A 25,815-nucleotide genomic window follows, 5' to 3' on the forward strand; every position below is an offset into this window, starting at 1 on the left:
CGCGTTGAGAACATGGAAAAACGGTTGGAGAAACTGGACAAAACGATGATCGCCGCCGAAACTGTTGGCATGGCGATTGCTGAAGGATTCCCCGGGCAGCGGCTGCATGTCCTCCCCCGGCCCCGCGTACTGGAGGCACTTCGCGAGCCCATCACTGCACGTCTTCTAGTCACCGATGCGGGCTACTTCCCGCAGGCTCAGGCCCATGAACGTCAACGGAAGATCGGAATCGATCAGGCCATAATCATGATCTGTGCGCGCGGTGAAGGATGGTGCCTGGTGGACGGGGTGCGTCACGTCGTCAAACAGGGGCAAGTGGTCGTGATACCCCCGAGAACCGCTCATGCCTATGGGGCTGACCCGGACGATCCGTGGACACTGTGGTGGCTGCATGCAGCTGGTGGTGACGTGAGTGAGCTGGTGGCGGCAGCGGGGACGACTTCGACTCCAGTTCAAGACGTCGCCGACATCTATCGTTCCGTCGCCCTGGTTGAGGAGGTAGTCAATTGGATGGAACGGGACTCCACATCAGCAAGCCTGGTCGGTGCTGCGGGCGCCGCTTGGCATCTACTGGCGTCGCTGTCGGCAGATCGACCCTCATCCAGCACTCGGAGCTCGGTCGTCTCCAAGGCACGCGATTACCTCCGCAACCACTTGCAGGAGCGAGTGTCCGTTTCTGACCTCGCCGCCATGGCGAGTGTCAGCCCCTCCCATTTCGCGTTCCTGTTCCGCCAACAGATCGGCTATCCGGTGCTTCAATACCAGACGCAATTGCGCATGGCACGAGCGCGCGAACTGCTGGACACGACCGAAGACCCGATTAGCCAAATCGCTCCACAGGTCGGCTATGAGGACCCATTCTATTTCTCACGCCAATTTCGATCGGTGCACGGTACTACCCCACTGCGCTATCGCGCCCTTCACAAAGGCTGAGTTTTGCGAGTGTGACAACGGATGGCGGACAACGTCTCACAATGTCCAAAATACCCCGGATTTCCGGCGTTTTTCGGCCAGCGTCGACAAGCAGAACTGCAGTGATGCGGATGAGATGTGGGCAGGATGTGAGTAGACCAGCGACCGACTCAGGCCGACTCATTTGTGATGTATCAAGACATCTCTGACGAATCTGCATCAGGACATCTCTGACAGTTGATGTATCAGGACATTCCTGACGCTCACTGGGTCTTGGGCAGTGGTCCGCGGGTTCGGCCGTTGCTGACGTACTTGATGCCGGGCTTTGGCCAGGGGTGCTCGATGATCAGGGTGCCACTGAGGTCAAAGATCATGACCGAGGGCCCGGCGTCCATGACACAGACCCGGTGATCAGCCAGGGCGCGGCCAATGCCGAAGCGGATGCCGCGGAACTCAACGGCGCCGGTGTTGCCAACCTTCTTCACCCGGATCTCTTCCGCGCGTGCCTGCGGTGGCGTGTGCGGGGTGACGGGCCGGGGCGCGTCGGTCTTCGGTGTCGCATCCCAAGCCTGCTGCGGGGTGACTCTGCCGGGAAGGCCCTGATGCGGCCTTTGGGTGTTGTAGATGGCATCGAAGTCGTCCACCTGCTCCTGCAGCTGCTCGAGACTGTCGGCGAGAGGTTGTTTGTCGAGCCATCGGAACAGGGTCTGGTGGAAGCGTTCGTTCTTGCCCTGCGTGGTCGGTTTATATGGTTTGCCGGTGATCGGCTCCACCCCGAGCGAGGCGACGTAGGCGACGAGCTGCCCCAGCACGCCGCGTCGGGATGGGTTCAGCGCGGCCCCGTTATCGGACAGTAGCCGCTGCGGAACCCCGTGCGCCTCGATGCCCTTGCGGACGACCGCGATCGCGCCCTCGGAGGTCTCGCCCCAGGCAACATGAGAGGCGACCGCGAGGCGAGAGTGATCATCGATGAGTTGGAAGATCACGCATTTGCGTCCACCGGTGAGGACGTATTCAGTCCCATCCAACTGCCAGCACGCATTCGGCGCCGGATAGACGAACCGGCGATATGAGGCTCGCGGCTTCTTCTTCGGCTCCACCCGGGCGACCCCGGCATCGCGGAAGATCCTGGCCAGCGACGCCGTCGATGGCACTGGGGTCATCCCGAGGGCGCGCATCTTCTCGTGGACGCTGATCGGCCCATGGTCCAACCCCGACTGCTCCAACGCCGCCCGCACCCCGATCGCCTGCCGGGCGATCTCTTCCGTCAGCTTCGACGGGCTGTCTTTCGGGCGTCTGGAGCGCGGCTCCAACGCTGCTGCCGGCCCATCCGTTGCAGCCCGTTTTCGGATCGCATAGAACGTCTCCCTGGAGATCCCGTGCTCGGCACAGAACGTCGACACCGCTCCCCGCGGGGCATCAGAAGGCCACTGAACGATGGCGAGACGGACACGAGGATCAACAGGTTCAACACGGCTCATCCCTCAAACATCGAGGCAGAAGTGTCAGGACCAAACACCACGAAAGTGTCAGAGATCTATTGATACAGAAGTGTCAGGGATGTCCTGAGACATAACATCAGGCCGACTCATTTGTGCAACTGATGGAGGCCTTGGACAGGGGGTCTTGGGCTTTCTGTTTGAGGCGTTCGCCGGGGGGCCTCCGGCGAGGGCGCCTTTGTGATCGAAGACAAGGCACACGAAGGCGAGATCCATGAAGAACGTGTCAGCGTCGATGTACCCGTAGAGATCCGCGCCCATGATGGAGAGCGGCGAGAGCTGTCCAAAGACGGGCAGACTCGTGACGCCTCCCGTCGCCGCCGGAAGGTTGAGCACGGCCACGCGAGCCCGAGTACGACGGCGATGGTCGCCATCGCTATGTAATGACTCTCGAGATGAAGGGCAACAAGCTGAGCACCAGGGCGAGAACCCGCCGCCGATCACCGCGAATACGAGTCCCGCAACCGGTGGCCAGTGCAGCGTGTCACCGTCTCCGGGTAGATCAGCAGCACCCCGCGCGCCAGGCGGTCCCGCGCGACCATGCCCGCGCCGGACAACAACAGTTTCTCGGTGTCTCCCGACGTGTCAGATGCGTCATGAACTCCCAGCTATTGGATCGTCAGGTCGAGATTCGCGCGTGACGCCCGCCCCACAGGTCATACGAACATCCCGGCAGTCATCGCGCTGATGGCCGCCGCCATGAGGGCATGGTCGACGAGGTCGACCGGCGCGGGGGCGGGCGAAATCCCTTCGGCCTGCGTCGCAGCAGCTCGGCCTCGGGCGCTCAAAACCATCAGCCGAGTCGACAGGGCGAGGAACACCACCACTCCAAGCAGCAGGAAGTTGTTGAGGGAACCAGTGCCCGAAGCACCCATCCCCATGCTCTGATCGCCCGGGACCGTCACGGGTGCGCCAGACGCCGAGTGGCCACACATGACGAGAGCGGCCATCACGATCATCCCGACCGCATGGATGGAGGGCGAGTGGCCCGACAGGACTCCCGTCGAACGGGACATCCGGGCGGAGACGAAGGCCGAGGCAACTCCGGCGAGCCCGAGTAGAGTCGCCCAGCCGACGGCAGGAATCAGCCGTCCCCCGATGGCAAGGTCGAGCATCGCGACCAGCATCAGAGCGTCGCAGCCGAGTCGAACGACCGCGCGGCTGCCTGCCGAGATGAACCGCACGAGCCCGGTCACTACCGCGCCGGTGCCGGCGCCGAGAGTGACCAGTTGAAGCGCCGGGTTCACCCGATCAGAGCCCCAGCACGAGAATGGGGCAGGTCGAGCGAGAGACGCAGATCATCATGCAGCCGCTCTCCTCCTTCTCTCGGTCGGTGAGCACGAAGTCGCGGTGGTCGACGGTGCCCGAGAGGACTGCGGTCTCGCAGCTTCCGCAGATGCCCTCAGCGCAGTCATGCATCACGTCGATCCCGGCTTCAAGCACCGTGTCGAGGATTGACACTCCCGCGGGAACCACAAGGTCCAGACCGGACTCGGCAAGATGTACTGTGAAGGAGCCGTCGTCCTCGGGCCGATCGTCGGGTGACACCGGGGCCGCGAACAGCTCGAATCTCAACCGATCAGTGCGGTCCTCGAGTCGCAGCACCCTTGCGCAGTCTTCGGAGAGCCGCGGAGGTCCGCAGACATAGACGAGAGAGTCCGAGGGATGGGCGTTGAGTGCATCGTCCACGGTGAGTGGCGCTGCGTCGTCCTTCGTGATGACGGTGACGGCGGAGCCAAGGGCTTCGAGTTCCTCGAGGAAAGCGAGCGACGAGCGCCGTCGGCCGAAATAGTAGAGATGCCACGGAATTCCCGCGCGTTCTGCGGCGTCGAGCATCGGGAGCATCGGGGTGATCCCGATTCCCCCGGCCACGAACACGTAGCTCGGCGCCGACTCAAGTCGGAAGTGATTGCGCGGGCCCGAGATGGTGAGCCTTGCCCCCGGTCGCACGCCCGTGTGAAGATACTCGCTTCCGCCGCGCCCGGCCGGTTCCCGCAAGACGGAAATGCGGTAGCCGTTGCCCGCCGAACCATTGAGGGAGTATTGCCGACTCGTGCCGTCGTCGAGATGCACGTCGATATGGGCGCCGGGCTCCCAAGAGGGAAGCTCCTGGCCTGCTAGCGGCTCAAGCGCGAGGGACACCACATCGTCGGCTTGCCAGGTGACAGAGCGCACGAGAACCTCGGCTGACTTCAGGGAGGGAGGTGCAGCCATTCTCGCCCCTTCATTCGATTTGTCTGGTCGCCGATCCCCGACGGATCGACTGATTGGATCCTAGAACATAAATCTAGGATCCACACCGTAGGATGCCTTTCACCGGGTGTGGTCCACACAAGCCGGATCCGAGACAGAGGGAACACCATGACCACCATCGTCAAGCCAGCGGAGGTCGCTGCGGCGGACCTCACCGAGAAACTCCTGACACCCCCGAGCGCCGAACCGCTCGACGGCGACATCCTCATTCGCAGTCGAGTGTATTTTGCGACGGAGGACCGGCGGATCGTGTCCGGAGTCTGGGAAAGCGACCCTGGACGCTCGCGCTGGGAATTCGAATCGCGCGGCGAACTCATCCATGTCGTGTCGGGTCGAATGACGGTGCACCGCGACGGCGGAGAACCGGTGGAAATCACTCCCGGAACCACCGCGTACTTCCCGATCGGCTGGACCGGCGTCTGGGAGGTACACGAAACCCTGCGCAAGTTCTTCGTCGTCTACAAACCGTAGCCGGAACGCGAGGCCAGCGCGGTCAGAAACGTAACCGCGCTGTTACACGCCAGAAACTTAAGCCCAGATAGCTTGTCGTGTATCACTTTTTGAAGATATTGTATCCAATTACATTCATGTTCCGTGACCCAATGGAGATGGCAATGCCCCAGGAGAAGTTCGATCCCGTATCCCAACTGACACCACCAGCAGAAGGTGGGCTGTCGCGCCGCACCGTGATCCAGACCGCGGGAGCCTTGGGGCTTGGCGCTGGAGTCCTCGCATTCCTCTCCGCCTGCGGAGTCTCCAGCTCGACGGGGAGCACCGCCGTTGCAGGCGCGAAGGGCGGAACCTTGACGCTCGGCGTCGACGCAACCGCCGGAGTCTTCGACCCGGCGTTCTACTCGAGTCTCGGCGACTGGATGGTCGTCGACAGCGTCTGCCGCGGGCTCACGAAGATCACCTTCGACAGCAATGAGCCCAAACCGGACCTCGCCACCGGGTGGACCATCAGCGACGATGGTCTCACCTACGTCTTCTCCCTGCGCAAGAATGTCAAGATGCACGACGGCACGATCTTCTCCTCCGCAGACGTGCTCCGTTCCTACCAGCGCCAGTTCGACCCGAAGGACGTGACGCTCCCGAAGGGGGCATCCCGCCAGATCGCAAGTGTCGGACTCAACGTCGCGAGCATGACGGCCACGGATGCCAACACCTTCACCATGGTGCTCAAGAACAAGGACATGCGGCTCCCGGCTCGACTCTCCGACGTCGGCGGCCGCATCATCTCCGCCGCGGCCATCGAGAAGTACGGCGCCGACATCGGCAAGCACCTCGTCGGCAGCGGTCCGTTTTCCTTTGTTTCCGCAACGGCCGGCCAGCAGGCCGTGCTCGCCGCCTTCCCCGGCTATTGGGCTGGTCGCCCGAAGATCGACCGACTCGTAATGCAGCAGGTGCAGGACCAGTCCACGATCATCAGCTCGCTCATCAGCGGAGACATCTCGGCGACCCAGTTCACGCCGTTCTCCTCAGTGGCGCAGCTGAAGGCGAACAAGGCCGTCACGGTCTACAAGACACCGGACGGAGCAGACGCGATCCTCATGATGGACACTCGAAAAGAGTCCCTCAAGGAGCTCGAGGTGCGCCAGGCGATCAACCTCGCGATCGACCGGAAGGCGATCCTCAACAAGGCGTTCTACGGTGCCGGCGCCGTCCCCAAGGGCTATTGCATCCCTCCGTCCCAGGCCGGGTACGACGACAGTCTCGCCGCGATCTCCGTTCAGAACGTGGCGAAGGCCAAGGCGCTCCTCGCGAAGGTGGGCGCGGTCGGCCGCACTGTCAAGCTCATCTCGGCGAGCGACAGTTGGCACGTGACCGCGGCACAGATCATCGCGCAGAATCTCACCGACATCGGGCTCGTCGTCGTCTCGGAGAGCGTGTCGCCTGCGTCCTACGCCGGGCGGTTGTTCAACCCGGCAGACGCGAGCCACGAACTGATGATCTGGGAACGCAACTCCTACGTTCCCGACCCCGACAACATGATCGGGTCGCTTGCGAGCCCGACGAGCGTCTACGGAAACTTCCTTTCCGGATGGGGAACCACCTACCCGGCGGATCAGGCGGCGTTCTTCGCGACCGCCCTCGCCACCGCCCGCAACACGAAGGACGGACCCGACCGAACGGCCCAGTACACGAAGATTCAACAGAAGTTCGCCGACGAGGTCATGGTGGTTGCCATGCTCGGCAACTTCACCAACCCCGTGGTGTCGTCCTCGAAGGTCAAGGGCATCAATGTGGCGGCTCTCAGCGCACACCGATGTTTCATGGAGATGGCGACCGTCAACTGATGCGAGTCACCCAGCCGTCCGACTCCGTTCCGCTCTCGCTGCGCTCGCTCGCAGCGAGGCGGTTCGGAGCCGTGTCGTGGGTCGGGTTCGCGGCGTGGATCATCGTGATCGCGTTCCTGCTCCTGGCGGTATTCGGCCCGCTGTTCATCGCCACCGACCCCCTCCGTCAGACCCCCGGCGCGCTGCTCCCCATCGGATCGCCCGGGCATCCGCTTGGCACCGACAACCTCGGACGTGACGAGCTCTCCAGACTCGTGCATGGCGCGCGGCCTCTGATCGGTATCGCGCTCCTGTCGACGCTGTTCGCCGCACTGATCGGAACGACAATCGGTCTCATTGCCGGCTATTCGGGAGGGTGGATCGACCAGCTGCTGATGCGCACCACCGACCTGGTGCTCGCCTTCCCCTCGCTCCTGCTGATCATCCTGCTCGTCTCGGTCACCGGAGCGGGGCCCTTCCCTCTCGTCACCGGCATCACCGTCGCGATGGCGCCGAGTTTCGCACGTCTGGTGCGAGCCCTCTGCGCGCGCGAGATGGCGCGGGACTATGTGACCTCCGCGACCCTCGCCGGCACTCGGGCGCCCCGAATCATGCTCGTCGAGATCCTTCCCAACCTCACGGGCCCCCTGCTGGTGCAGGTGATGACGACGATCTCCGTCGCGGCCGGCTTCTCGGCAGGTATGAGTTACATCGGCCTGGGCATCCAACCGCCGCAGCCCGACTGGGGATACATGGTGCAGGCCGCACAACAATTCATCTACTCGCAGCCGTCGCTGATCATCCTCCCCGCGACGTGCACCCTGCTCTTCGTCGTCGCGTGCAACTTCGTCGGCGACGACCTGCGGGACCGCTTCGACCTGAGGAGAGACCTGTGACCCTCGTCATGAGACTCAGCCGACCGTTGCGCAGCCGAACCCTCGGCATGCTCATCGTGCGTCGACTTCTGCTGGTACCCCTCGTACTCTTCGCCGTGGTGACCATCGTCTTCTTCGCGATGCGCCTGATCCCGGGCTCACCGGCCACGACACTCGGGGTCGCCGGCACTGAGGGGCTATCGAGCAAGCAGATTCAGGAAAACATCGACGCCCTCACCAAGACCCTCGGCCTGGATCGGCCCTTGCTCGAACAGTTCGGCACCTACCTGCTGGCGGTATCGCGCCTCGACCTCGGATACTCGTTCTTCGGCAGCAACAGTGTCGTTTCGCTCCTGAAGAATACCCTTCCGGCCACGATCGAGTTGGTCTTCACCGCGATGATCATCGCGGTGATCCTCGGGGTCGTCACGGGAGTCGTCGCCGCGATGCGTCGCGGCAAGGCGCTCGACTCGATCATCCTGGCCTTCGCGACGGTGAGCTTCTCGCTCCCCTGGTTCGCCCTCGGCGTGCTCGGCATCATCGTGTTCTCGGTACAGCTCGGGTGGCTGCCGGTGCTCGGAAGGCTTCCCACCTCGCTCGGCTACCAGCCCACCACGAACTTCGTCCTTCTCGACGCGATCCTGCAGAACCGGCCGGATCTCGTGCTGCCGTGGATCGAACACCTCATCCTTCCGGCTCTGACGCTCGCGATTTCGATGGCGGGATTCATCACCCGGATGGTGCGGGCCTCAGTTCTGGAGGTGCTCGGGGACGACTTCATCCGCACCGCGCGCATGAAAGGTCTCGACGAGTGGCACATCATGAGCGGCCACGTTCTGCGCAACTCCTCGTTGCCTGTCGTCACGGTGCTCGGGCTGCAGTTCGGTTCGCTCCTGGGTGGCTCGGTCATCACCGAGACGGTGTTCTCGTATCCCGGCGTCGGCAACCTGCTCGTCAGTGCCGTGAACCAGCACGACTACCTGCTTGTGCAGGGTGCGGTGTTCGCCGTCGCGCTGCTCTTCATCCTCACCAACGTCGTAGTCGACATCCTCTACTACGTTCTCGATCCCCGACTTCGAAAGGCCTGAGATGCACATCGTTCTCGTTCATGGATCTGGCGGAACCCCGTCGACGTGGAGTGCTGTCACTCCGGTGCTCGACGCCCGCGGCCTCGAGTACACCCTCGTGACCAACTCCCTGCACTCGCTGGAGGAGGATGTGGCGAACACCGCCGCCGTCGTGGACGCCATCGACGATGACGTGCTCCTCGTTGGTCACTCGTATGGCGGCGCAGTCATCACCAATGTCGGGCACCGCCCGACAGTTCGCGGGCTCGTCTACGTCGCGGCGTTCGCCCCCGAGGAGGGTGAGAGCGTCAGCGACATCGTCGGGCGCTACGACCCGGCGCCGGTCTCCGCCTATATGCGCCGCGGCGAGAATGGGGAGTGGTTCACTGACCGTGGCGGGCGTTTCTGGGAGGAGATCGGCTGGGACGTGCCGCCGCACCACCAGGCCTCGCTCATCGCCGAGACGGGCAAGTCGTCGAATGCGATCTTCAGCCAGAAATCGGGCACGCCGGCGTGGAAGGTCAAGCCCACCTGGTATCTCGTCGCCACGCGCGACGGAACCCTCCGCACCGACACCCAGCGCGACATGGCCAAGCGAGCCGGTGCGATCACGAGCGAGATCGAGACCAGCCACTTCACCCCCCGAGTGCGGCCCGACGAGGTCGCCGATCTCATCGAGGTGGCGTTGAAGGCGAGCGAAGCCGATGGCGACCAGTCCTGAGCAGAGCAGCTCAGGCGCGGACGGCAGCTCCGCCGCTCGCGAACCGATACTGAGCGTCCGCGACCTCCGCGTCGGATTCCGCACCCGATCCGGAGTCGTTCCGGCCGTCGACGGAGTCGATCTCGACCTGTATGCGGGTGAGGTCCTCGCCATCGTCGGCGAGTCCGGCTCCGGAAAGTCGGCGATGTCGATGAGCCTCGTCGGCCTCAACCGCGGCCCGCGCACGATGATCAGTGGCACGGCCCATTTTCGAGGGATCGAACTCATCTCCGCCTCGGAACGACAACTGCGATCGGTGCGGGGCAAGCACATCGCCGTCGTCTTCCAGGATGCCCTTGCGGCCCTCAACCCGTTGCACCGGATCGGCAAGCAGGTCGCCGAGATGATCACGCTGCACCAGAAGGTTTCCGGGCGACGCGCGAAGGACATGGCCGTCCAAATGCTTGGCGACGTCGGCATCTCGAACCCGAGACACAACGCGGAGGCCTACCCGCACCAGTTTTCGGGCGGAATGCGCCAGCGGGCGATGACGGCAATCGCGCTCGCGAACGACCCGACGGTGCTCATCGCGGACGAACCGACGACGGCCCTCGACGTCACCATTCAGGCCCAGATCCTCGACCTGCTCAAGTCGCTTCAGCGCGAACTCGGCACTGCCGTGGTCATCGTCACCCACGACCTCGGCGTGGTGGCCGACATCGCCGACCGCGTCGCGGTGATGTATTCGGGTCGAATCGTCGAGATCGGAACAACGGAGCAGGTGCTCTACGCGCCCAAGCATCCGTACACCCGGGGGCTCCTGGCCTCGACCCCAGGAGTCACCGGCCCGATCCCGGCCAGCCTCCCGACCATCCCGGGGAGCCCTCCGATGGGCGCAGAACGGCCGGATGGCTGCTCTTTCGCCCCCCGATGCGCGTTCGTCCTTCGGGAGTGCGCGACCACCCCGATACTCGCGTCCCACGATCCTTCCGATTCTGGACACCAGGATGCGTGCTGGCTCGGCGAGCTGACCATCCCAGTCCCCGACGAGAGCCGGAGCACCCTGTGAACACCCGGCGACCTCCTCTGCTCAGCGCCTCCGGCCTCTCCGTGACCTACGGCGGATCCGTCACCGCCGTCTGCGAGGTAGACCTCGAGGTCGCGGAGGGCGAGACTCTCGCTCTCGTCGGGGAGTCCGGGTGCGGAAAGTCGACGCTGGGGCGAGCGCTGCTGCGTCTCGAACCGGCGAGCGCCGGAACGATCACGTTCGCCGGTACCGATATCTCGAGGCTCTCGCGAGCCGGGCTCCGACTCGCCCGAGCCGACATGCAAATGGTCTTCCAGGATCCGATGGGCTCCCTCAACCCTCGTCGGAGCATCGGAGCGATCATCGCCGAACCGCTCAGGCAGACAAGGGGAGTGTCGGTCGCCGACGCTCTGCGTCGCGCTCGAGAGTTGCTGGAACGGGTCGGATTGAGCGCGTCGATGGCCGATCGTCGGCCACACGAATTCTCGGGCGGCCAGCGTCAGCGCATCGGCATCGCCCGCGCCCTGGCGTCGTCGCCACGGTTCATCGTGGCGGATGAACCGGTCTCGGCGCTCGATGTGTCCGTACAGGCGCAGGTGATCAACCTCCTCGGCGACCTCACCCGCCAGGAGAACCTCACGATGGTCTTCATCTCGCACGACCTCGGTGTCGTGCGTCATGTCGCCACGCGCGTCGCAGTGATGTACCTGGGCCAGATCGTCGAGATCGCCGACCGCGACGATTTCTTCGCCGGCCCGGAGCATCCATACAGCGAGGCGCTGCTCTCGGCGGTTCCCGCGTTGCGCGGCGACCCGTCCGAGGTGGTCCGCGAGCGGATCGTGCTGCGCGGCGAATTGCCGAACCCCGCCGCGCCACCGGCCGGCTGCCGCTTCAACACCCGCTGCGCATACGCGACCGACCTCTGCCTCACCGAGACACCAGCCCTTCGCGAGATCACCGAGGGACGGATGGTGCGTTGCCACTTTCCGGCGTCGGATCCGGACGGCCGGGCGGTTGCCGCCGTCGATCGCGACGAGGACCCGATCGAGCACACAGCCATCAGTTCACCAACAAAGGAGATCGCGTGATCATCGACGCGTACAACACCACCCAGGACGTCCGCGGACGCTCCGACTACCTCACCGGCAGCAAGCCGGGTGAAGAGCCGCCACCCTACGTTCCGTTCGACCCTCAGCGCATTCTGTCCCGCATGGATGCGGCAGGAGTCGACAAGGCGATGGTTTGTTCGCTCGCGCAGCGCATCGAGAACGACTTCATCATCGACCTCGTCGATAGTCATCCTGACCGGCTCTTCGGCTTCGGTCAGGTTCGGCCACAGGATGACGACGCTCTCTACGAGATCGAGCGCATGGCGGAGGCCGGAATCAGCGGACTCAAGCTTCACCCGAGCATGCACGGCTATCACGTCGCCGATCACGGACTCCTCGACCCCGTCTTCCGGGCCTGCGCGAAATTCAACCTTCCCGTTCTGATTAACGCGCTCGACGACGCGTTCTGCGCGCCGTTCTCGATCGAGGAGATCGCGAAGGGACACCCGGACGTGCCGACGATCATCGCCCACATGGGAGCAGTCTGGAACGTGCCGGAGGCGATCATCGTGTCGGAGCGCCAGCCCCACATCTACCTGGAGACGTCGGCCACCCTCATCGCGGACGTGCGCCGTGCGTACGCGCGGGTCGGCCCGGAGAAGATCCTGTTCGGCTCAGAGTGGCCAGGGTCCGACTTCGACCTCGAGCGGATGAAGATTGCGAAGGCGATTCCTGACGAGGCCGATCGCGCTCTGGTCGAAGGCGGGAACATGGCTCGCATCCTCGGCTGGACATGATGCCTCCGTCGACGAGGCCGCTGCTCACCGGCACACCGGAGGGGATGAGCGAGTCGGATGCGGAACTCCTCGCCCTCGCGACCGAGTTGCTGGTCCGGGTCTACGAGCCGGGCCGGCACGAGGTCGCTGCGGCAATGAGAACCAGCGACGGCTCGACCTATGTCGGCGTCCATGTCGATGGGTCCGCCCGCAGGAGCACTGTGTGCGCCGAGGGCGTCGCGATGGGAAACGCGGTTGCCGGATCCGCGCCGTCGGGAACCCGCCTGCAGATCGAGGCATCGGTGAGCGTGCTCCGCGCGCGGTCTGGCACCCTGCACCTAATCGAGCCGTGCGGGGTCTGCAGCGAACTACTCACCGACTACTCGCCGAGCGCTCGGGTGTGGATCACCGAGGGCGACGAGGTCAAGGCGGTCACGGCACGCCAGTTGCTGCCAGCAAAGAGAGAACGCGTCTGGTGACTTCCACCGGCGCCGAGAGGACACAATGACCGAATTGCCGAACACCGCCCTCGATGTCGAGGCACTCGCCGCCGAGCTCGGGGGCACCGGGAGACCGGTGCTCTGGGAGCGACTCAGCTGGACGGAGGTTGCCGAGGAGGTTGCTAAGACCCGCGCCGTCATCATCCCCGTCGGGGCGACGGAGCAGCACGGCGCCCACCTTCCCCTCTCGGTTGACACCGAGATCGACACGGCGGTGGCCCTCGTCGTCTCCGCCCTCACCGGAGTGCCCGTCGTGCCAGTGATCCCCTATGGCGTCTCCGCCTCGCATGGCGACTTCGCCGGAACGCTGACCCTCCGTCCGGAGACGATGATCGCGGTGATGCAGGACCTCATCGATTCGCTCTACACCAGCGGGGTGAGGCAATTCGTGCTGCTGAACGGTCACATCTGGAACAACGGCGCGCTGGACGTGTCGGCCGAGAAGCTCCGGGTGAAGTATCCGGATGCCCGGGTGCGCGCCATCGGGTACGTGACGATGTACCCGGGGCCAGAGGTCAACGGCCACGTGCAGTTCGGTCGAGGTTTGATGCACGCGAACTACTTCGAGACGAGCGTGCTGCTTCACCTCAAGCCCGAGCTCGTACACATGGACCGGGTGACTTCGCACCTCGACATCGATTCCTTCTGGGACTACCGAATGGACCAGGTGAGCGAGACCGGAGTCTGGGGCCGCGATGTCGAGCAGGCGTCTGCCGAACAGGGTCAGATCGAGTTCGATCGCTCGGTCCTGACGACGGCGCGGGCGATTGCGGCCGCCATCAAGGAACCGAGCCCGGACCCGCGCCATCGTCCGTGAGCCTTCACCGCGAACGATAGTCACCGGTTCGATCCACACCCTCGGTGACGCGGGTGTGGTCGAGGCGATCGGCATCGCCGGCGGGACCGTCGCACAGGTCGGCACGCTCGCCGACGTGCGCGCGGCCTCGCCGAGCGGCACGCCCATCATCGAGGCCGGCCTGGTTGTCCCCGCCTTTGTCGACAGCCACATTCACGCTCTTTGGCTCGGCAGGGCCAGAAGTCGCGTCACCCTCCGCGGCAGTCCTGACATTCCGCACGCCCTCGCCCGCCTGCGCGCGGCGGCGCAATCCCTTGCCCCGGGGGAATGGCTCCTCGGTGATGCTGAGATAGACGGTGCCGAGCTCGCTGAGGGACGCCTGCCGACCATCGACGAACTCGATGAAGCCGCCCTCGGGCATCCACTGCTGCTCGACCGCCGATCCCACGATGCGCTCGCCAACCGCGCGGCGCTCGCGGCGGCAGGGGCTCTCGACCGTAGCGAGAACGCCACCGCGGTCGGCGATCCGACCGACGGGCGGATCGAGCGTGACTCGACCGGACGGCCGACCGGCCTTCTGATCGAACGTGCTGCCGTGGCCATTGTCGAGCGTGTGGTTCCTCCTCCCGGGGAGGCAAGCCTGAGACGGTGGATCCGCGAAGCGCACCAGGCCCTTCGATCGGTCGGCACGACGACGGCGGCGGATCCGGCACTCAGCCCCGTAGAAATAGCCGCGTACGTCGCCGCCGCCGCCGACGGGCTCTCCGTGCGCTCCGTGCTGTTCCCGCTCGGCGGTAATGGAATCGATCCACGACGGCTCCACGCGGACGCAGAGTCCACCGGAATCGCCGCCTGCGATCCGCGGACTCTGCGACTCGGAGCGGTGAAGCTCTTTCTCGATGGCGGGGGCTCGCTCGGGACCGCGCTCCGCCACGAACCCTGGCCGTCCACGGAGTTGGCCGGCATACAGTCGACCGAGACGGAGACCCTTATCGAGTACCTCGAGTGGTCGAAGTCGACCGGGCAGCCCCTCGCCGTTCACGCGGTGGGTCCGCGAGCGGTCGAACTGTTGGTGCAGACCGCTGCCTTCGTCTCCGACACGTGGCCGCTGGGACAGCTGCACCTCATCCATGCCTATCTCGAGCAGGATGACGCCGTGATGCGTCGCGCGGCTGGACTCGGCATAGCAGCGGCGATTCAGCCCGCTCTGCATCGCGCGGTTCGCGGTGCCGTCAAGCGGCGAATCGGTCGAGTGGCAGCCGACGGCCTCGGCGATGTCCGCCGCTGGCTCGACTCGGGAGCTCTCGTCGGAGGGGGCTCGGACGCCCCGGGTCCCGACCATGATCCGCTGCCATACATCGCCGAGCTTGTGCCGCTCATCGGGGCCGAGCGGGCTCTGCGGCTCTTCACTGCAGACGCCGCGCGGCTGATCGGCTCACCCACCGGTCGCTTGGTGATCGGGGCGCCGGCCGACATTCTCGAGCTCGAGCTAGCCCACATCGAGGAGCTGGCGAGCGGCACTGCCATGCGCCTGCTCGCCGGCCCCTGATATCCGGCTACCCGCGACGCATCAGCAGTCGCACTTCCCGTCACCGTGGTGCGCGCAGTGCGAAACTGGGACCCCGGCTGGCACGTCGAGAGAGGGATTGCGGTCGAAGAATCCGTCCGGTTCGAGCCGCAGCCCGATCCTGGCCACCGGCATTATCGGCCACTCCTCCGGTCGCGGGTAGTGGTGAACGCCGAGCACGGGCCACAGCACGAGCTTCGCCCCATCGAGCGACCTGTTGGCCGCCTGCCACGCGGTCACCCCCTCCGCCTCGAGCGGCGCCTGGTTCGGGAATTCACCGGCGATGAATCGCTCGGCGGGGTCGTAGGGCGTCGCCCAGAGGTGCTTGGCCACGAAAGGCGCCTTTCGCTCGACGATGCTTCCCGGCTTCACGAAGAGGTTTGTCGTGTCGCCGATCGACAGGCGGTACGCCGTGCGGTCTCCGAAACGGTTGTCGGTGGATTCGCTCTCCACTCGCCAATGCAGGGCGCGAGACGGATCAGCGCGTCGCCCACCATTCGCCTCGTCGAGGATCGGGGTCTCGACCATCCGACACGCGTTGCCCCAGGGGTTGAGAGAGTCATCGGGCTCTGATTCGGCGTATACCTCCACGAGACGATTGATCTCACCGTCGATTGCGGTGTCGAGCCGTACCCCGAAGTAGTGCTGATGGATGGGCGCTTGCACGTTGGGGGCGACCATCCGCCCATGATGGGCCGTGTGCCCGTCGTCGATGCCGGAGACCGAGAGGATGCCGGTGAGCTTCACCTCGAGTTCGACGGCACCGTCCTGGTGGAGGGTCCAGTAGAAGCCGTAGTCGTAGTTCGCGACGGTGGCGAAGGCTGAGATCACGAGCTTGCGGGAACGGCGGACCTCCGAGTTTCTGGTGCGTCCGTTGACGTGGCGCCAAAGAACGCTGTCATCCTCCTCGTGCAGGCAGATGGCGTTCTTGATCGTGAAGACCTCGCCGTCGCCGTTGAGGGCGTGCGCGTCGAAGTAGCGGATCTCGCCGAGGCAGTCGCAGCCGAGTTCCAGCGACGAGGTGAGCGGTCCGGCGCCATATTCGCCCCAGTCGAAGAAGTTCTTTCGGTAGGCGGTCGGGTCGGGGTCGAGATAGGGCACGTACATCTCGTTGATTGACGCGCGGCGAAGAACTGAGCGTGTCTTGCCCGCGTCAGTGTAGGCGATGTCATGGAGTACCAAGCCCTCGCGGTGCGTGAACCCGATGCGGAAGGTCCAGTTCTGCCAACTGACCCGGTGGCCGTCGATCTCGAACCCTGGACCGTTCGGCTGGACGATGTCGAGAGCGGACACTTCGCGATCCGGCCCCCACGCACCCGAGCCGTAGTTGCCGATCTCGGGAGGGATCGGCGTGACGCCGTGGTCCTCGATCTTCACGACCTCGAGGGTCTCGAGGTCGACGATCGGGACGAGCCCGGGGATCGGTCGCGAATAACCGTTGTCTTCCGGATTCTCGACGTACCAGAGGGTCGCCCAAGATAGACGTCGTTCGGTGAGCCCCTCCGGCTCGAAGCCGGTGATCGATTCGGGATCGACCCAGACCTGGGCGGCATCCGTGATGCCGCGGGCAGCGAGCGCGGCGAGAACTCCGGCATCGGCTCGCACCGCCCGCCCGACCGCTCGTGCCTCCTCGGACGAGACTCCCGGCCGCTTGGCATCCACGGGAGTCCACGAGTGCAGCCTCGCCGCGTCGGCCGCCGTCGCCGTCCAGCCTGTGACCTCCCACGCCGCGTGTGCAAGGGGGTTCATCACCACCAGGCGAACCGGTCGTGACGCGTCGGCCGGCAGATGGCGGGCGACGTCTTCGTCGAGGGCGATCCCCCAGAATCTCGGAGTCACACCAATTCGCCCGTCCGCACGGACGAGCGCGATGACACTCTCGATCTCGGCAGGGGTGAGCGGGTCCAGAGCATGCCGTGTTCTGGAGGCAGGTGCATCCAGCCGCTCGATCGGCACGTGACTATTCATGATTCTCCTTGGGGTGTGAACTCGGCGAGTCCGCGGGGGACACGCACGATCGCTACGCTGCCATCCGCGCGGGGATCGCTTGCCGCGTCGAAGTCGAGACTGCCCGGCACGCGGCGCACTACCTGCACGTGCCCGGCCTCGTCGATGAACCCGTCGCGGCGGTCGACGGCGATTCCCTGGGCGCGGCCAGCCGCGACTGCGACCTCGCACCCCGGTTCGGCGACAACCGTCAGCACGGAGTGGCCGAGATCCTGCGACCCGATCACCCACCGTGGTCGGCCGAGAACTTCGACCGGGTCGCTGTGCCGATCCATCAGGGCGCTCGCCACTTGGGCGAGGATCCAGGGCTGGGCGCTGCCTCCCTGGCAGCCGAACGCGACGGTCAGTTCGGGACTGTCTCCGATCAGCGGACATAGGGTGTGCGGTGGACGTAGACCACCGCCGACGCGGGCCGGATGACGCGGGTCGGTACTGAACGCGGAGCCGCGGTTGTGCAGAACGATTCCGGTGGCCGGGTCGAGGATCCCCGATCCGAACCACTGGTACACACTCTGAATGAGGCTGACGACGGTGCCGTCTGAGTCCTGCACGGTGATGGCGACCGTGTCCCCGAGCGCATGCCCCGGGCGCGGAAACGCTCCGGTCGCCTCGCCCAGCGAGTCGCCGAGCAATGCCGTTTCGTCGATAGGGCCACCGCGTGGGTCACCGAGGTTGCGCTGCCGAGAGTCCGCTGCCGCGACGAAAGCCGCGAGAAGGCGTTGCGTGGCGTCGGAGTCTGCCTCTTCCCCTGACCAGACGGCCTCCGTCAGCGCGGCGGGCAACACTCCGAAGAGCACGAGCCCCTGAGTTGGCGGTGGCGCCACGAACCACGTCGTGCCCGAGATCTCGGCGCTGACGGCGTCGGTGGTCTCGGCCCGGTGCGCTGCGAAGTCGGCAGGAGAAAGAGAACCGCCGAGAGATCCGATGCGAGCGGCAATGGCCTCGGCCGGGGCTCCCGTGTACATCGCCGACGGGTCGGCAGCGAGGGTGCGCAGCGTCGCGGCGAGGGCGGGCTGCGGCAGCGCCATCCCTTCCGTCAGGGGCTCGCCGTCGCTCGTGAAGATCTCGGCGAGGCCCGGGTCCGCCAGCACGTTCTCTCGCCGCTCCTCGATCGCCCGGGCGAGGCCGGCAGAAACGACGGTCCCGCCGTCCGCGAGTGTCGCGGCGCGTTCGAAGGCCGCTGCGAGAGGAAGCACCGCTCCGAGCTCGGCCAGTGCGAGCCAGCCGGCGACGACACCGGGAACGGTCACCGTGTCCGGCCCCTGCCGCGGCATCCGACTCTCGGTGGCGAGCCGGGCGACATCGATCGCGGCCGGTGCCGAACCGACCGAGACGACGGCCCGGGTGTGACCACCCCGCCGGACCAAGGCGACGAGGTCACCGCCGAGCGAGCATTGGTGCGGATAGACGACGGTGAGCGCGACGGCGGCGGCGATGGCTGCGTCAATCGCCGTTCCGCCGTCGAGCACGGCCTGCCGCGCGGAGTCGATCGCCGCACGGTGTGGTGCGGCGATCGCAACCGTCAGCGGGGCGGGCGAGCCGGTCATGCGGCCGGGAGGCGGAAGAGCACCGTCGGAGCCGGCGCGGCCTCCATACCGGCGAACGGCACAGGGAGGCAGACCATCTGGTAGTCACCCGAGTCGACATCCGCGAGGTTCGCGTTCTCCAGGATGACGACGCCTGCCCCGCACAGGATGTGGTGGGTCGGCCACTCGACGACGTGCGCAGGCGCTTCGATTGTCATGTAGTCGTTGCCTGCGAAGAGCACGCCGCGGTCGACGAGCAATTGCGCGGCATCCGGCCCGAGGCCGACCCACGTCTCCGACTTCACGTTGCGGGTGAGGGCGTCGGTCGAGTTGCGGGTCTTGAACAGCACACGCTTGGCGTCTCCGAGGCCGGCGTTCTCCAGGTCTTCGGCGCTGATCTCGGCGACCACTTGGCGGAGGTCCAGCACACGGGCTACTCCCACGGTCGAGTTGAGATCGATCTTGTCGACACTCGCTCCGCCCTCGATGAAGTGGGAAGGGGCGTCGATGTGGGTTCCGGTGTGGGCGCCGATCAGCCAACGGGAGACGTCCGAGGCGTCACCATTCGCTCGGGACTCTACGATCTCGTAGGTGGGGCGGCGGCCCCAGTGCAGCATGTCGCCATGAATGGGGATATTGATGTCGATCTGCTCAGCGGTCATGGCGCCCTCCGGGGTCTGGTGTGTCAATCCTAGCAAACTAGATCCAATCATGCGCAAATTGGATCCATTATTGTGCGACGAATCTGTCGAGCGCGAACATGTCTAGGTCGGGTCGGTCCACGCCTCCGCAAAGATCGGCGATGGCCTCGCCCACGGCCGGTCCGAATTTGAAGCCATGGCCTGAGCAGGCGGTGGCGACGATGACCCTCGGCTTGTCGGGGAGAGCTCCGACCACGAAACGGCGATCCGGCGTCATCGTATAGAGGCAGGCGGCCGCCTCGCTTCCCGCAGTGTCGATTCCGGGAACGAGGTCACGCATGAGCCGAGCGAGCTCCGCCGTCTCGGCGATGGTTGGCGGCGGATTCGGCACATTGGGATCCCAGACCGGCCCGGCATCCACCCCGATCTTCAGCCCGATGGTGCCGATACCATCGATGGCGACCTCGGGGATTCCGAACACAAGGCCCTCCGCGCGGTCTATAGAAAATGTCCCGAGGCTCGGGCTCTGCGCGACGGCCTGCCCGGGAGTGGCCGTGAGGGTGACGATGCGCCATACCTCCAGGGCCCCGGCGAGCTGCGGCACGACGGCCCCCGTCCACGGGCCGGTCGCGAGCACGAGGCGGCCCACTCGGATGGTGCGAGACGTTGTCTCGACGGTCACTCCACCGTCGTCCGCGGACCACCTCGTCATCGCCTCGCCGTAGGAGAGGCTGGCCCCGGCGGCTCTCGCCGCCGTGCGGGCAAAGTCGAGGGCTGCGGATGCGGCGACGACGCCGGCCGCCGGATCGGCGACCGCGAAGTAGCCGTCGGGCGCGCGGAGGCCTGGCATGGCGGTCGCCATCTGCCCTGGTGCAACGGCAACGCAGCCCGGGCCCTGCAGGCGGCCGGGTTCCGCGGCGGCGTAGAGGCCTCCCGTCACGCTGATGAAGGACCGCCCGGCTCGCTCCGCCCAGCGATCCCAGCCCGCGAAGGCCCGCTCTACCAGGGAGTTCCAAGCCTCCGACGGATACGCGCGGCGGGTCATCCGTGTGGCGCCGTGCGAAGACCCGAAAGCGTGCCCGGCGTCGAAACGCTCGATCCCGATCACCGAGATTCCGCGACTGGCGAGCTCGAGGGCGGCAGCCGTGCCATGGATCCCGAGGCCGACGATGAGGACGGAGGCATCGTGCGTCAGTTGCGTGGTCCTCATGCGCCGCGGACCACGGTCGTCGCCGCAATCTCGCGAACCTCGCTCAGCAACTCGTCGATCTCGTCCTCGCGGTTGTAGACGTGCACGGAAGCGCGCACGACAGCGGGGATGCTGCGGGCCCCCAGATCCCACTGCCCGTGCGAGGCCGGCACCGAAGTGAGCCGAGTGCCGAGGGAACGCAGTCGAAGCACCGCGTCCCTGGCATCGATGCCGTCCACCGCAAACGTGACGATTCCGGATGCCGCGGCCGCCGGGTCGGTGACCGTCACCCCGCGGATCTTCGAGAGCCCGTCGCGCAGCGGCGCAGCAAGGGAATCGATGGTGGCGTTGATGCGGTCAACACCGATCTCGAGGGCCTGGTCGATGGCCGATCCGAGACCGAGGCGCGCTGCCACCGAATGCTCCCAGGTCTCGAACCGCACGGCGCCGGGAACCGAGCTCCAGGACTTGTCGGCATCCCAGACCGTTCCGCGCACGTCGAGGATGTGGCGCGCGAGTCGTGCCGACGCCGAGGATCGAACGTACGCGAATCCGGTGCCACGCGGGCCGCGCAAGAACTTGCGCCCAGTGCCCACGAGCACATCGCAGCCGATCGCGTCGACGTCGATCTCGATCTGCCCGACCGACTGGGTGGCGTCGACGAGATAGAGGGCACCGTACTCGCGGGCAAGCACTCCCACGGCAGTCACCGGCTCCACGAGCCCGGAGGAGGTCGGGACGTGCGCCACAGAGAGCAGACTGGGGGCGCCTGCCGCCCTGCTGAGGGCCGCCTTGAGGAGTTCAAGATCGATGGAGCCATCCGGCCCGGCGTCGACCACCTGCAGGGTGAGCTGGTGCGACCGTGCGAGCGACATGAGATGGAGCGCGTGGCTCACATACGTCGAGCGGGACACGATGATATGGGAGCCCGGTTCGAAAACCCAGGAATCGATGACGGTGCGAAGCGCATTGCTCGCGCTGTCGAACATTCCGATCTCGGAGGCCGAGCCGCCGACGAGCCTCGCGACACTCGAATACACGGCCGACGTGCGCTCGACGGCGGCCGTGGCCGCCTCGTAGCCGCCCTCCGACCCCTCGAGGATCAGGTGGCGGAAGACGGTGTCGAGTGTCTCGGAACTCGGCAATGAACATCCGGCCGCGTTGAAATGCCGGTAGACCGCTGCACCTGGAGTGCGTGCGCGTTCCGTCTCGGGATCAACCCGCACGGCGGCGCCAGTCACGGAACGACCACGACGTTCTTGAGTTCGGTGAAGACTTCGAGACCCTCGTCGCCGAGGTCGCGCCCGAATCCGGACTGCTTTGCTCCGCCGAACGCCAGCGCCCCGTCGAAGACGTTATAGGTGTTTACCCACACCGTGCCCGTCTCGAGAGCCGCCGCGACTCGGTGGGCGCGGCCGAGGTTACTGGTCCAGACTCCCGCGGCGAGGCCGTACTCTACCGAGTTCGCGAGTTCGATGACCTCCTCCTCGGAGGTGAAGGACTGGATGCCCACCACCGGACCGAAGATCTCCTCCTGGGCGATCCGCATTGACTGCTCGACTCCACCGAACACCGTCGGTGCGATGAAGTATCCCGGGCGGTCCACCCGCGCGCCCCCGGCCAGCACGGTCGCACCTTCCGCGACGCCGATGTCGATGTAGTCGAGAATCCGGCTGTATTGCTCTTCGGAGGCGACGGGGCCGACGGTCACCCCTCCTTCGTCTCCCGCACCCACCTTGACTCTCGACACGGCCTCGAGGAGCCGAGCGGTGAACTCTTCTCGAACGGTCTCCTGAACGAAGAGCCTGCTTCCGGCCGTGCACATCTGGCCCGAGTGGCCGAAGGAGGCGCGGATCGCCATGGTGACGGCGGCATCGAGGTCGGCGTCATCGAAGACGATGTTCGCGTTCTTGCCGCCCAGTTCAAGGGTGAGCTTCTTCAGCGTCGCAGCGGCCGAGATCATGATCTTTCTCCCGACCTCCGTGGATCCGGTGAATGAGACTGCCGCGACGCGAGGGTGGGCGACGAGCGCGGCACCGGTTCGACCGTCGCCGGTGACGACGTTGATCACCCCCTCCGGTACGCCGGCTTCGAGGGCGAGTGCGGCGAGGCGGAGGGTGGTCATCGGAGTCTGCTCCGCTGGCTTCATCACCACCGTGCACCCCGCGGCCAGCGCGGCGGCCAGCTTCCACGCGGCCGTCATGAAGGGAAAATTCCAGGGCAGAATCAGGGCAGCCACGCCGACCGGTTCGCGGCGGCCGTAGATGACGGTTCCATCACCGGTCGGCTGGGACTGACCGCGCAGCCGCTGCGGGGCGCCCGAGTAATAGCGAATGCCGTCGATGGCCAGCGCGATGTCGCCGAGGGACCTCTCGATCGGCTTGCCCATGTCCTTCGTCTCGAGCGCGGCGATCTCCGCCTTGTCATCGTCGATGAGCTGGGCGAGCCTGATCAGGACATCGCGCCGTGCGGCAGGCGAGAGGCCAGACCACCGACGGTCGCGGTGAGCGGCATAGGCGGATTCAACGGCGGCGAAAACTTCACTGTCTGTCGCCTGCGGAACCCGCCCGAAGCTTTCGCCGGTGGCCGGGTCGATGACCGTGATTTTCTCCGAGCCAGCGCCGACTGTCCAATCGGCGCCGATAAGCATCGGGATGACGTCGTGCTCGGTAACCTGTGGCATTCGCAGATCCGCTTCTCTCGTCCAGTGATCTTCTGGTTCGAGAATACCCACTTTTCGGATCCGATACGACCATTTGTGGATCCAATCTTCAGATCCGCTCCCGAGAACCTGTCAGCGCTTGTCCAGGAGGATGGTCCTCGACCGCCGTTCGTACCAGTGCGCCAGGTGTTCTCCCGCGTTAAGCACGTGTGCACTCATCTCCGCGCGCGCAGTCTTGGCGTCCCCGGCTTCAAGAGCGTCAATGATTCGCTCGTGCTCCTGATAGTTGTCTTCGCGGTGCCGTGGGTCGTCCATGAGCACGAGCGACGAGACGTTACGGGGAAAGGCCTCGTTGATCTCGCTGATGGCCCGCGCAAGCCGCGCATTGCCAGAGGTGGCCAGAATCAACTCGTGGAATGCGTCGTTGCCCTCGCCCTCGGCGACCGGCGATTCCCCCCTCGCAGTCGCGTCGGCCAGCGCGCGGGAGTGTTCCCACATCCTCGCGTTGGCCTCACGCAGACTCGCGATGGTCTCCCGGCTGATCCTTGAGACGGCACGCTCGGTCGCGAGCGCCTCGAGTTCGGCGCGAACCTCGTAGGCCTCCCGAACCTCCCACGGGATAGGGACACGCACGATCGCACCGCGATTCGGCACGACCTCGATGAGCCCGCCGCTCTGCAGTTGGCGCAGCGCCTCTCGGATGGGGGTACGGCTGATGTTGAACTGGCTCGCGAGTTCCGCCTGCCGCAACTGTGCGCCGATCGGGATCTCGCCCGACATGATCATGGCCCGGATCCGCGCCGTGATGTCATCAACCAGGGCATTTCCAGAAGTATCAAGGGTGCTCATTGAAGCGCCTCCGCGTCAAGACAAATGAAAAATGTTCGACTCCACCGTACAGTCTGCACCTCGAAGTATTCAATTTCTAGAAACAGGTGCACACTGCAAGTAATTGGATCCCATTATGCACCGGATGGATGGCGTGTGCGTCGGGACGGCCGGAAATCGTGTCGGGTCACAGCATCCCGAAGTACTCCCGTTGCTCCCAGTCCGAGACGTGCGCGAGGTACCGGGCATACTCGGACCGCTTGATCTTGAGGTACCACTCGATGACCCGGTCGCCGAAGGCCTCACCGAAGACCGGATCGAGCTCGAGCGCCCCCAGTGCCTCGCCGAGGGTCGAGGGGAGACGTTCGGCGTCGTCCTGGTACGGATTCTCGGTCGGTGGACCCGCCTCGAGTTGGCGATCGATCCCGTCGAGGCCGCTGACGATCTGCGACGCGATGTAGAGGTAGGGATTCGCGCCCGGCTCACCGGACCTGTTCTCCAGGCGCGATGCCGGGTCCCCGACCGCACACACCGCCCGCACCATCGCGCCCTTGTTATCGATGCCCCAGAGCACCCGGTCCGGGGCGAGCGAGTACGGCTGGTACCGCTTGTACCCGTTCACGGTCGGCGTGGCAAACGACGCGGATGCCGCGGCATGGGCGAGGAGCCCCGCGAGATAATGCATTCCGACGGGCGAGAGCGCGGCGTCGCCGGCGCACGGAACGAAGACATTCTCGCCGCTCGACAGTCGTCTCATCGATTGGTGCAGGTGCCAGCCGGTCGACGCCGTCTCGGCCCCGACGGGGCGCGACATGAAGGTGGCGTGATAGCCGAGTCGGCGGCAGATTTGGCGGATGGCGGTGCGAGCAAAGACCACGGCGTCGGCCACGGCTGAAGCGTCTCCCGCCTCCATCGTGATCTCGAGCTGATTCGGACCGAACTCCAGCTCGATCGAGCGGAGCGGCAGGTCCATCAGGGTGAGGCCCGAGTACAGCTCCTGAACCAGTTCGTCGAGAGTGTCGAGCGACTCGTCGTGCAGCAACTGGGAACCGCTCGTTGTGGGATGGACGGCGACAGGGAGGCCGGGCTGCCCCGGTCGACCCACCCGAGAATCCGCGAGCAGGGAATCCGCAAGCCGGAAGACATGGAATTCGAGTTCGGCTCCGACGGTGAGGGCGAGATCACGCTCCGCGAGCTTCTTCACCTCGCGGCGGAGAATGGACCTGGTGCAGAACGGCACCTCGGCGCCGTTGGGGAAGCGAACGTCGCAGAGGACCATGCCCGTGCGCCTCGACCACGGAAGCACCCGAAACGTCCCAGGATCCGGCACCATTACGATGTCGCCGGCGCCCGAGAAACCGTCGACGTTGCTGACCGTGTCGCTCTCGAATACCGCGTACACCGACTTGCCCGCGCTGTCCTTGAGAAGGAGGGACGACGGTGCCGTCACCCCGGAGCGGAGCGCTGCGGCGACCGATGCCCGAGTGAGAGTCTTGCCACGGATCACGCCGTGCTGGTCGACGAAGCAGAATCGCACCATCTCGATGCCGACCTCGTCCATCACCCGGCGCATCTGCGCCGCGCTGGCGTACTGGGATTCCGTCCACAGATCGTGCCGGTCGATGAACCCGCCGCGTTCAGCCTCCAGCATTGGACGAGCACTGG

Annotated in this window: 24 protein-coding genes and 1 pseudogene; 12 read left to right on the forward strand and 13 right to left on the reverse strand. The window is 65.6% G+C overall.

Annotation, left to right across the window (positions count from 1 at the left end):
* The first annotated feature begins 12 nt into the window (after positions 1-12).
* Positions 13-933, forward strand: coding sequence for an AraC family transcriptional regulator (locus FVP33_RS10355; protein WP_246142287.1), 921 nt, complete (start codon positions 13-15; stop codon positions 931-933).
* A 242-nt stretch (positions 934-1,175) separates the two neighbouring features.
* Here the strand turns inward: FVP33_RS10355 and FVP33_RS10360 are convergent, their stop codons facing one another.
* From FVP33_RS10360 to FVP33_RS10380, 5 genes and pseudogenes are all read right to left on the reverse strand, one after another.
* Complete coding sequence (locus FVP33_RS10360) at positions 1,176-2,393, reverse strand: integrase core domain-containing protein (RefSeq protein WP_147783577.1); 1,218 nt, start codon at positions 2,391-2,393, stop codon at positions 1,176-1,178.
* Between the two features lie 48 nt (positions 2,394-2,441).
* A complete protein-coding gene (locus FVP33_RS19800; protein ID WP_147783578.1) occupies positions 2,442-2,753 on the reverse strand; it encodes a hypothetical protein in 312 nt (103 codons plus the stop codon).
* Positions 2,754-2,896: 143 nt separating this feature from the next.
* Positions 2,897-3,019: pseudogene (locus FVP33_RS10370) on the reverse strand (urease subunit gamma); the annotation flags it as partial.
* Between the two features lie 48 nt (positions 3,020-3,067).
* Positions 3,068-3,658, reverse strand: a complete 591-nt coding sequence (locus FVP33_RS10375) for a hypothetical protein (RefSeq protein WP_147783579.1) — start codon at positions 3,656-3,658, stop codon at positions 3,068-3,070.
* Between the two features lie 4 nt (positions 3,659-3,662).
* Entirely contained in the window at positions 3,663-4,625 is a 963-nt protein-coding gene (locus FVP33_RS10380) for a PDR/VanB family oxidoreductase (protein WP_147783580.1), read from the reverse strand.
* A gap of 147 nt (positions 4,626-4,772) precedes the next feature.
* Between FVP33_RS10380 and FVP33_RS10385 the strand changes: the two genes are divergently transcribed.
* From FVP33_RS10385 to FVP33_RS10435, 11 genes are all read left to right on the forward strand, one after another.
* Positions 4,773-5,135, forward strand: a complete 363-nt coding sequence (locus FVP33_RS10385; RefSeq protein WP_147783581.1) for a cupin domain-containing protein — start codon at positions 4,773-4,775, stop codon at positions 5,133-5,135.
* A 143-nt stretch (positions 5,136-5,278) separates the two neighbouring features.
* Complete coding sequence (locus FVP33_RS10390) at positions 5,279-6,961, forward strand: ABC transporter substrate-binding protein (RefSeq protein WP_147783582.1); 1,683 nt, start codon at positions 5,279-5,281, stop codon at positions 6,959-6,961.
* Complete coding sequence (locus FVP33_RS10395) at positions 6,961-7,836, forward strand: ABC transporter permease (RefSeq protein WP_147783583.1); 876 nt, start codon at positions 6,961-6,963, stop codon at positions 7,834-7,836. The genes FVP33_RS10390 and FVP33_RS10395 overlap by 1 nt, the downstream gene beginning before the upstream one ends.
* A complete protein-coding gene (locus FVP33_RS10400; RefSeq protein WP_222706684.1) occupies positions 7,833-8,903 on the forward strand; it encodes an ABC transporter permease in 1,071 nt (356 codons plus the stop codon). Before FVP33_RS10395 ends, FVP33_RS10400 begins: the two co-directional genes overlap by 4 nt.
* 1 nt (position 8,904) lies before the next feature.
* On the forward strand, positions 8,905-9,603 hold the full coding sequence (locus tag FVP33_RS10405; protein WP_147783584.1) for an alpha/beta hydrolase: 699 nt from the start codon (positions 8,905-8,907) through the stop codon (positions 9,601-9,603).
* On the forward strand, positions 9,587-10,651 hold the full coding sequence (locus tag FVP33_RS10410) for an ABC transporter ATP-binding protein (protein ID WP_222706685.1): 1,065 nt from the start codon (positions 9,587-9,589) through the stop codon (positions 10,649-10,651). The genes FVP33_RS10405 and FVP33_RS10410 overlap by 17 nt, the downstream gene beginning before the upstream one ends.
* On the forward strand, positions 10,648-11,697 hold the full coding sequence (locus FVP33_RS10415; RefSeq protein ID WP_187270676.1) for an ABC transporter ATP-binding protein: 1,050 nt from the start codon (positions 10,648-10,650) through the stop codon (positions 11,695-11,697). The genes FVP33_RS10410 and FVP33_RS10415 overlap by 4 nt, the downstream gene beginning before the upstream one ends.
* Positions 11,694-12,455 carry an amidohydrolase family protein gene (locus FVP33_RS10420; RefSeq protein WP_147783586.1) on the forward strand — a complete coding sequence of 254 codons (762 nt, stop codon included), beginning with the start codon at positions 11,694-11,696 and terminating at the stop codon, positions 12,453-12,455. Before FVP33_RS10415 ends, FVP33_RS10420 begins: the two co-directional genes overlap by 4 nt.
* Positions 12,452-12,913, forward strand: a complete 462-nt coding sequence (locus FVP33_RS10425; RefSeq protein WP_222706686.1) for a cytidine/deoxycytidylate deaminase family protein — start codon at positions 12,452-12,454, stop codon at positions 12,911-12,913. Before FVP33_RS10420 ends, FVP33_RS10425 begins: the two co-directional genes overlap by 4 nt.
* A gap of 25 nt (positions 12,914-12,938) precedes the next feature.
* Complete coding sequence (locus tag FVP33_RS10430; RefSeq protein WP_147783587.1) at positions 12,939-13,751, forward strand: creatininase family protein; 813 nt, start codon at positions 12,939-12,941, stop codon at positions 13,749-13,751.
* Between the two features lie 55 nt (positions 13,752-13,806).
* A complete protein-coding gene (locus tag FVP33_RS10435; protein ID WP_187270665.1) occupies positions 13,807-15,279 on the forward strand; it encodes an amidohydrolase family protein in 1,473 nt (490 codons plus the stop codon).
* A gap of 21 nt (positions 15,280-15,300) precedes the next feature.
* Here the strand turns inward: FVP33_RS10435 and FVP33_RS10440 are convergent, their stop codons facing one another.
* The 8 genes from FVP33_RS10440 to FVP33_RS10475 form a co-directional block, all read right to left on the reverse strand.
* Positions 15,301-17,265 carry a primary-amine oxidase gene (locus FVP33_RS10440; protein WP_147783589.1) on the reverse strand — a complete coding sequence of 655 codons (1,965 nt, stop codon included), beginning with the start codon at positions 17,263-17,265 and terminating at the stop codon, positions 15,301-15,303.
* A complete protein-coding gene (locus FVP33_RS10445) occupies positions 17,262-18,851 on the reverse strand; it encodes a gamma-glutamyltransferase (RefSeq protein WP_222706687.1) in 1,590 nt (529 codons plus the stop codon). The genes FVP33_RS10440 and FVP33_RS10445 overlap by 4 nt, the downstream gene beginning before the upstream one ends.
* On the reverse strand, positions 18,848-19,519 hold the full coding sequence (locus FVP33_RS10450) for a cyclase family protein (protein WP_222706688.1): 672 nt from the start codon (positions 19,517-19,519) through the stop codon (positions 18,848-18,850). The genes FVP33_RS10445 and FVP33_RS10450 overlap by 4 nt, the downstream gene beginning before the upstream one ends.
* 40 nt (positions 19,520-19,559) lie before the next feature.
* Positions 19,560-20,681 (reverse strand): FAD-dependent oxidoreductase, encoded by a 1,122-nt coding sequence (locus FVP33_RS10455; RefSeq protein WP_147783590.1) that lies wholly within the window; start codon positions 20,679-20,681, stop codon positions 19,560-19,562.
* Positions 20,678-21,805: an aminotransferase class V-fold PLP-dependent enzyme gene (locus FVP33_RS10460; protein WP_187270666.1), complete on the reverse strand. Its 1,128-nt coding sequence runs from the start codon at positions 21,803-21,805 to the stop codon at positions 20,678-20,680. The genes FVP33_RS10455 and FVP33_RS10460 overlap by 4 nt, the downstream gene beginning before the upstream one ends.
* A 92-nt stretch (positions 21,806-21,897) precedes the next feature.
* Positions 21,898-23,343: an aldehyde dehydrogenase family protein gene (locus FVP33_RS10465; RefSeq protein ID WP_147783592.1), complete on the reverse strand. Its 1,446-nt coding sequence runs from the start codon at positions 23,341-23,343 to the stop codon at positions 21,898-21,900.
* Positions 23,344-23,454: 111 nt separating this feature from the next.
* Positions 23,455-24,171 carry a GntR family transcriptional regulator gene (locus FVP33_RS10470; protein WP_147783593.1) on the reverse strand — a complete coding sequence of 239 codons (717 nt, stop codon included), beginning with the start codon at positions 24,169-24,171 and terminating at the stop codon, positions 23,455-23,457.
* A gap of 166 nt (positions 24,172-24,337) precedes the next feature.
* Entirely contained in the window at positions 24,338-25,801 is a 1,464-nt protein-coding gene (locus FVP33_RS10475; RefSeq protein WP_222706689.1) for a glutamine synthetase family protein, read from the reverse strand.
* Positions 25,802-25,815: the final 14 nt, after the last annotated feature.

It is taken from the genome of Lacisediminihabitans profunda (assembly GCF_008040105.1).
Classification (GTDB): Bacteria; Actinomycetota; Actinomycetes; order Actinomycetales; family Microbacteriaceae; genus Lacisediminihabitans; species Lacisediminihabitans profunda.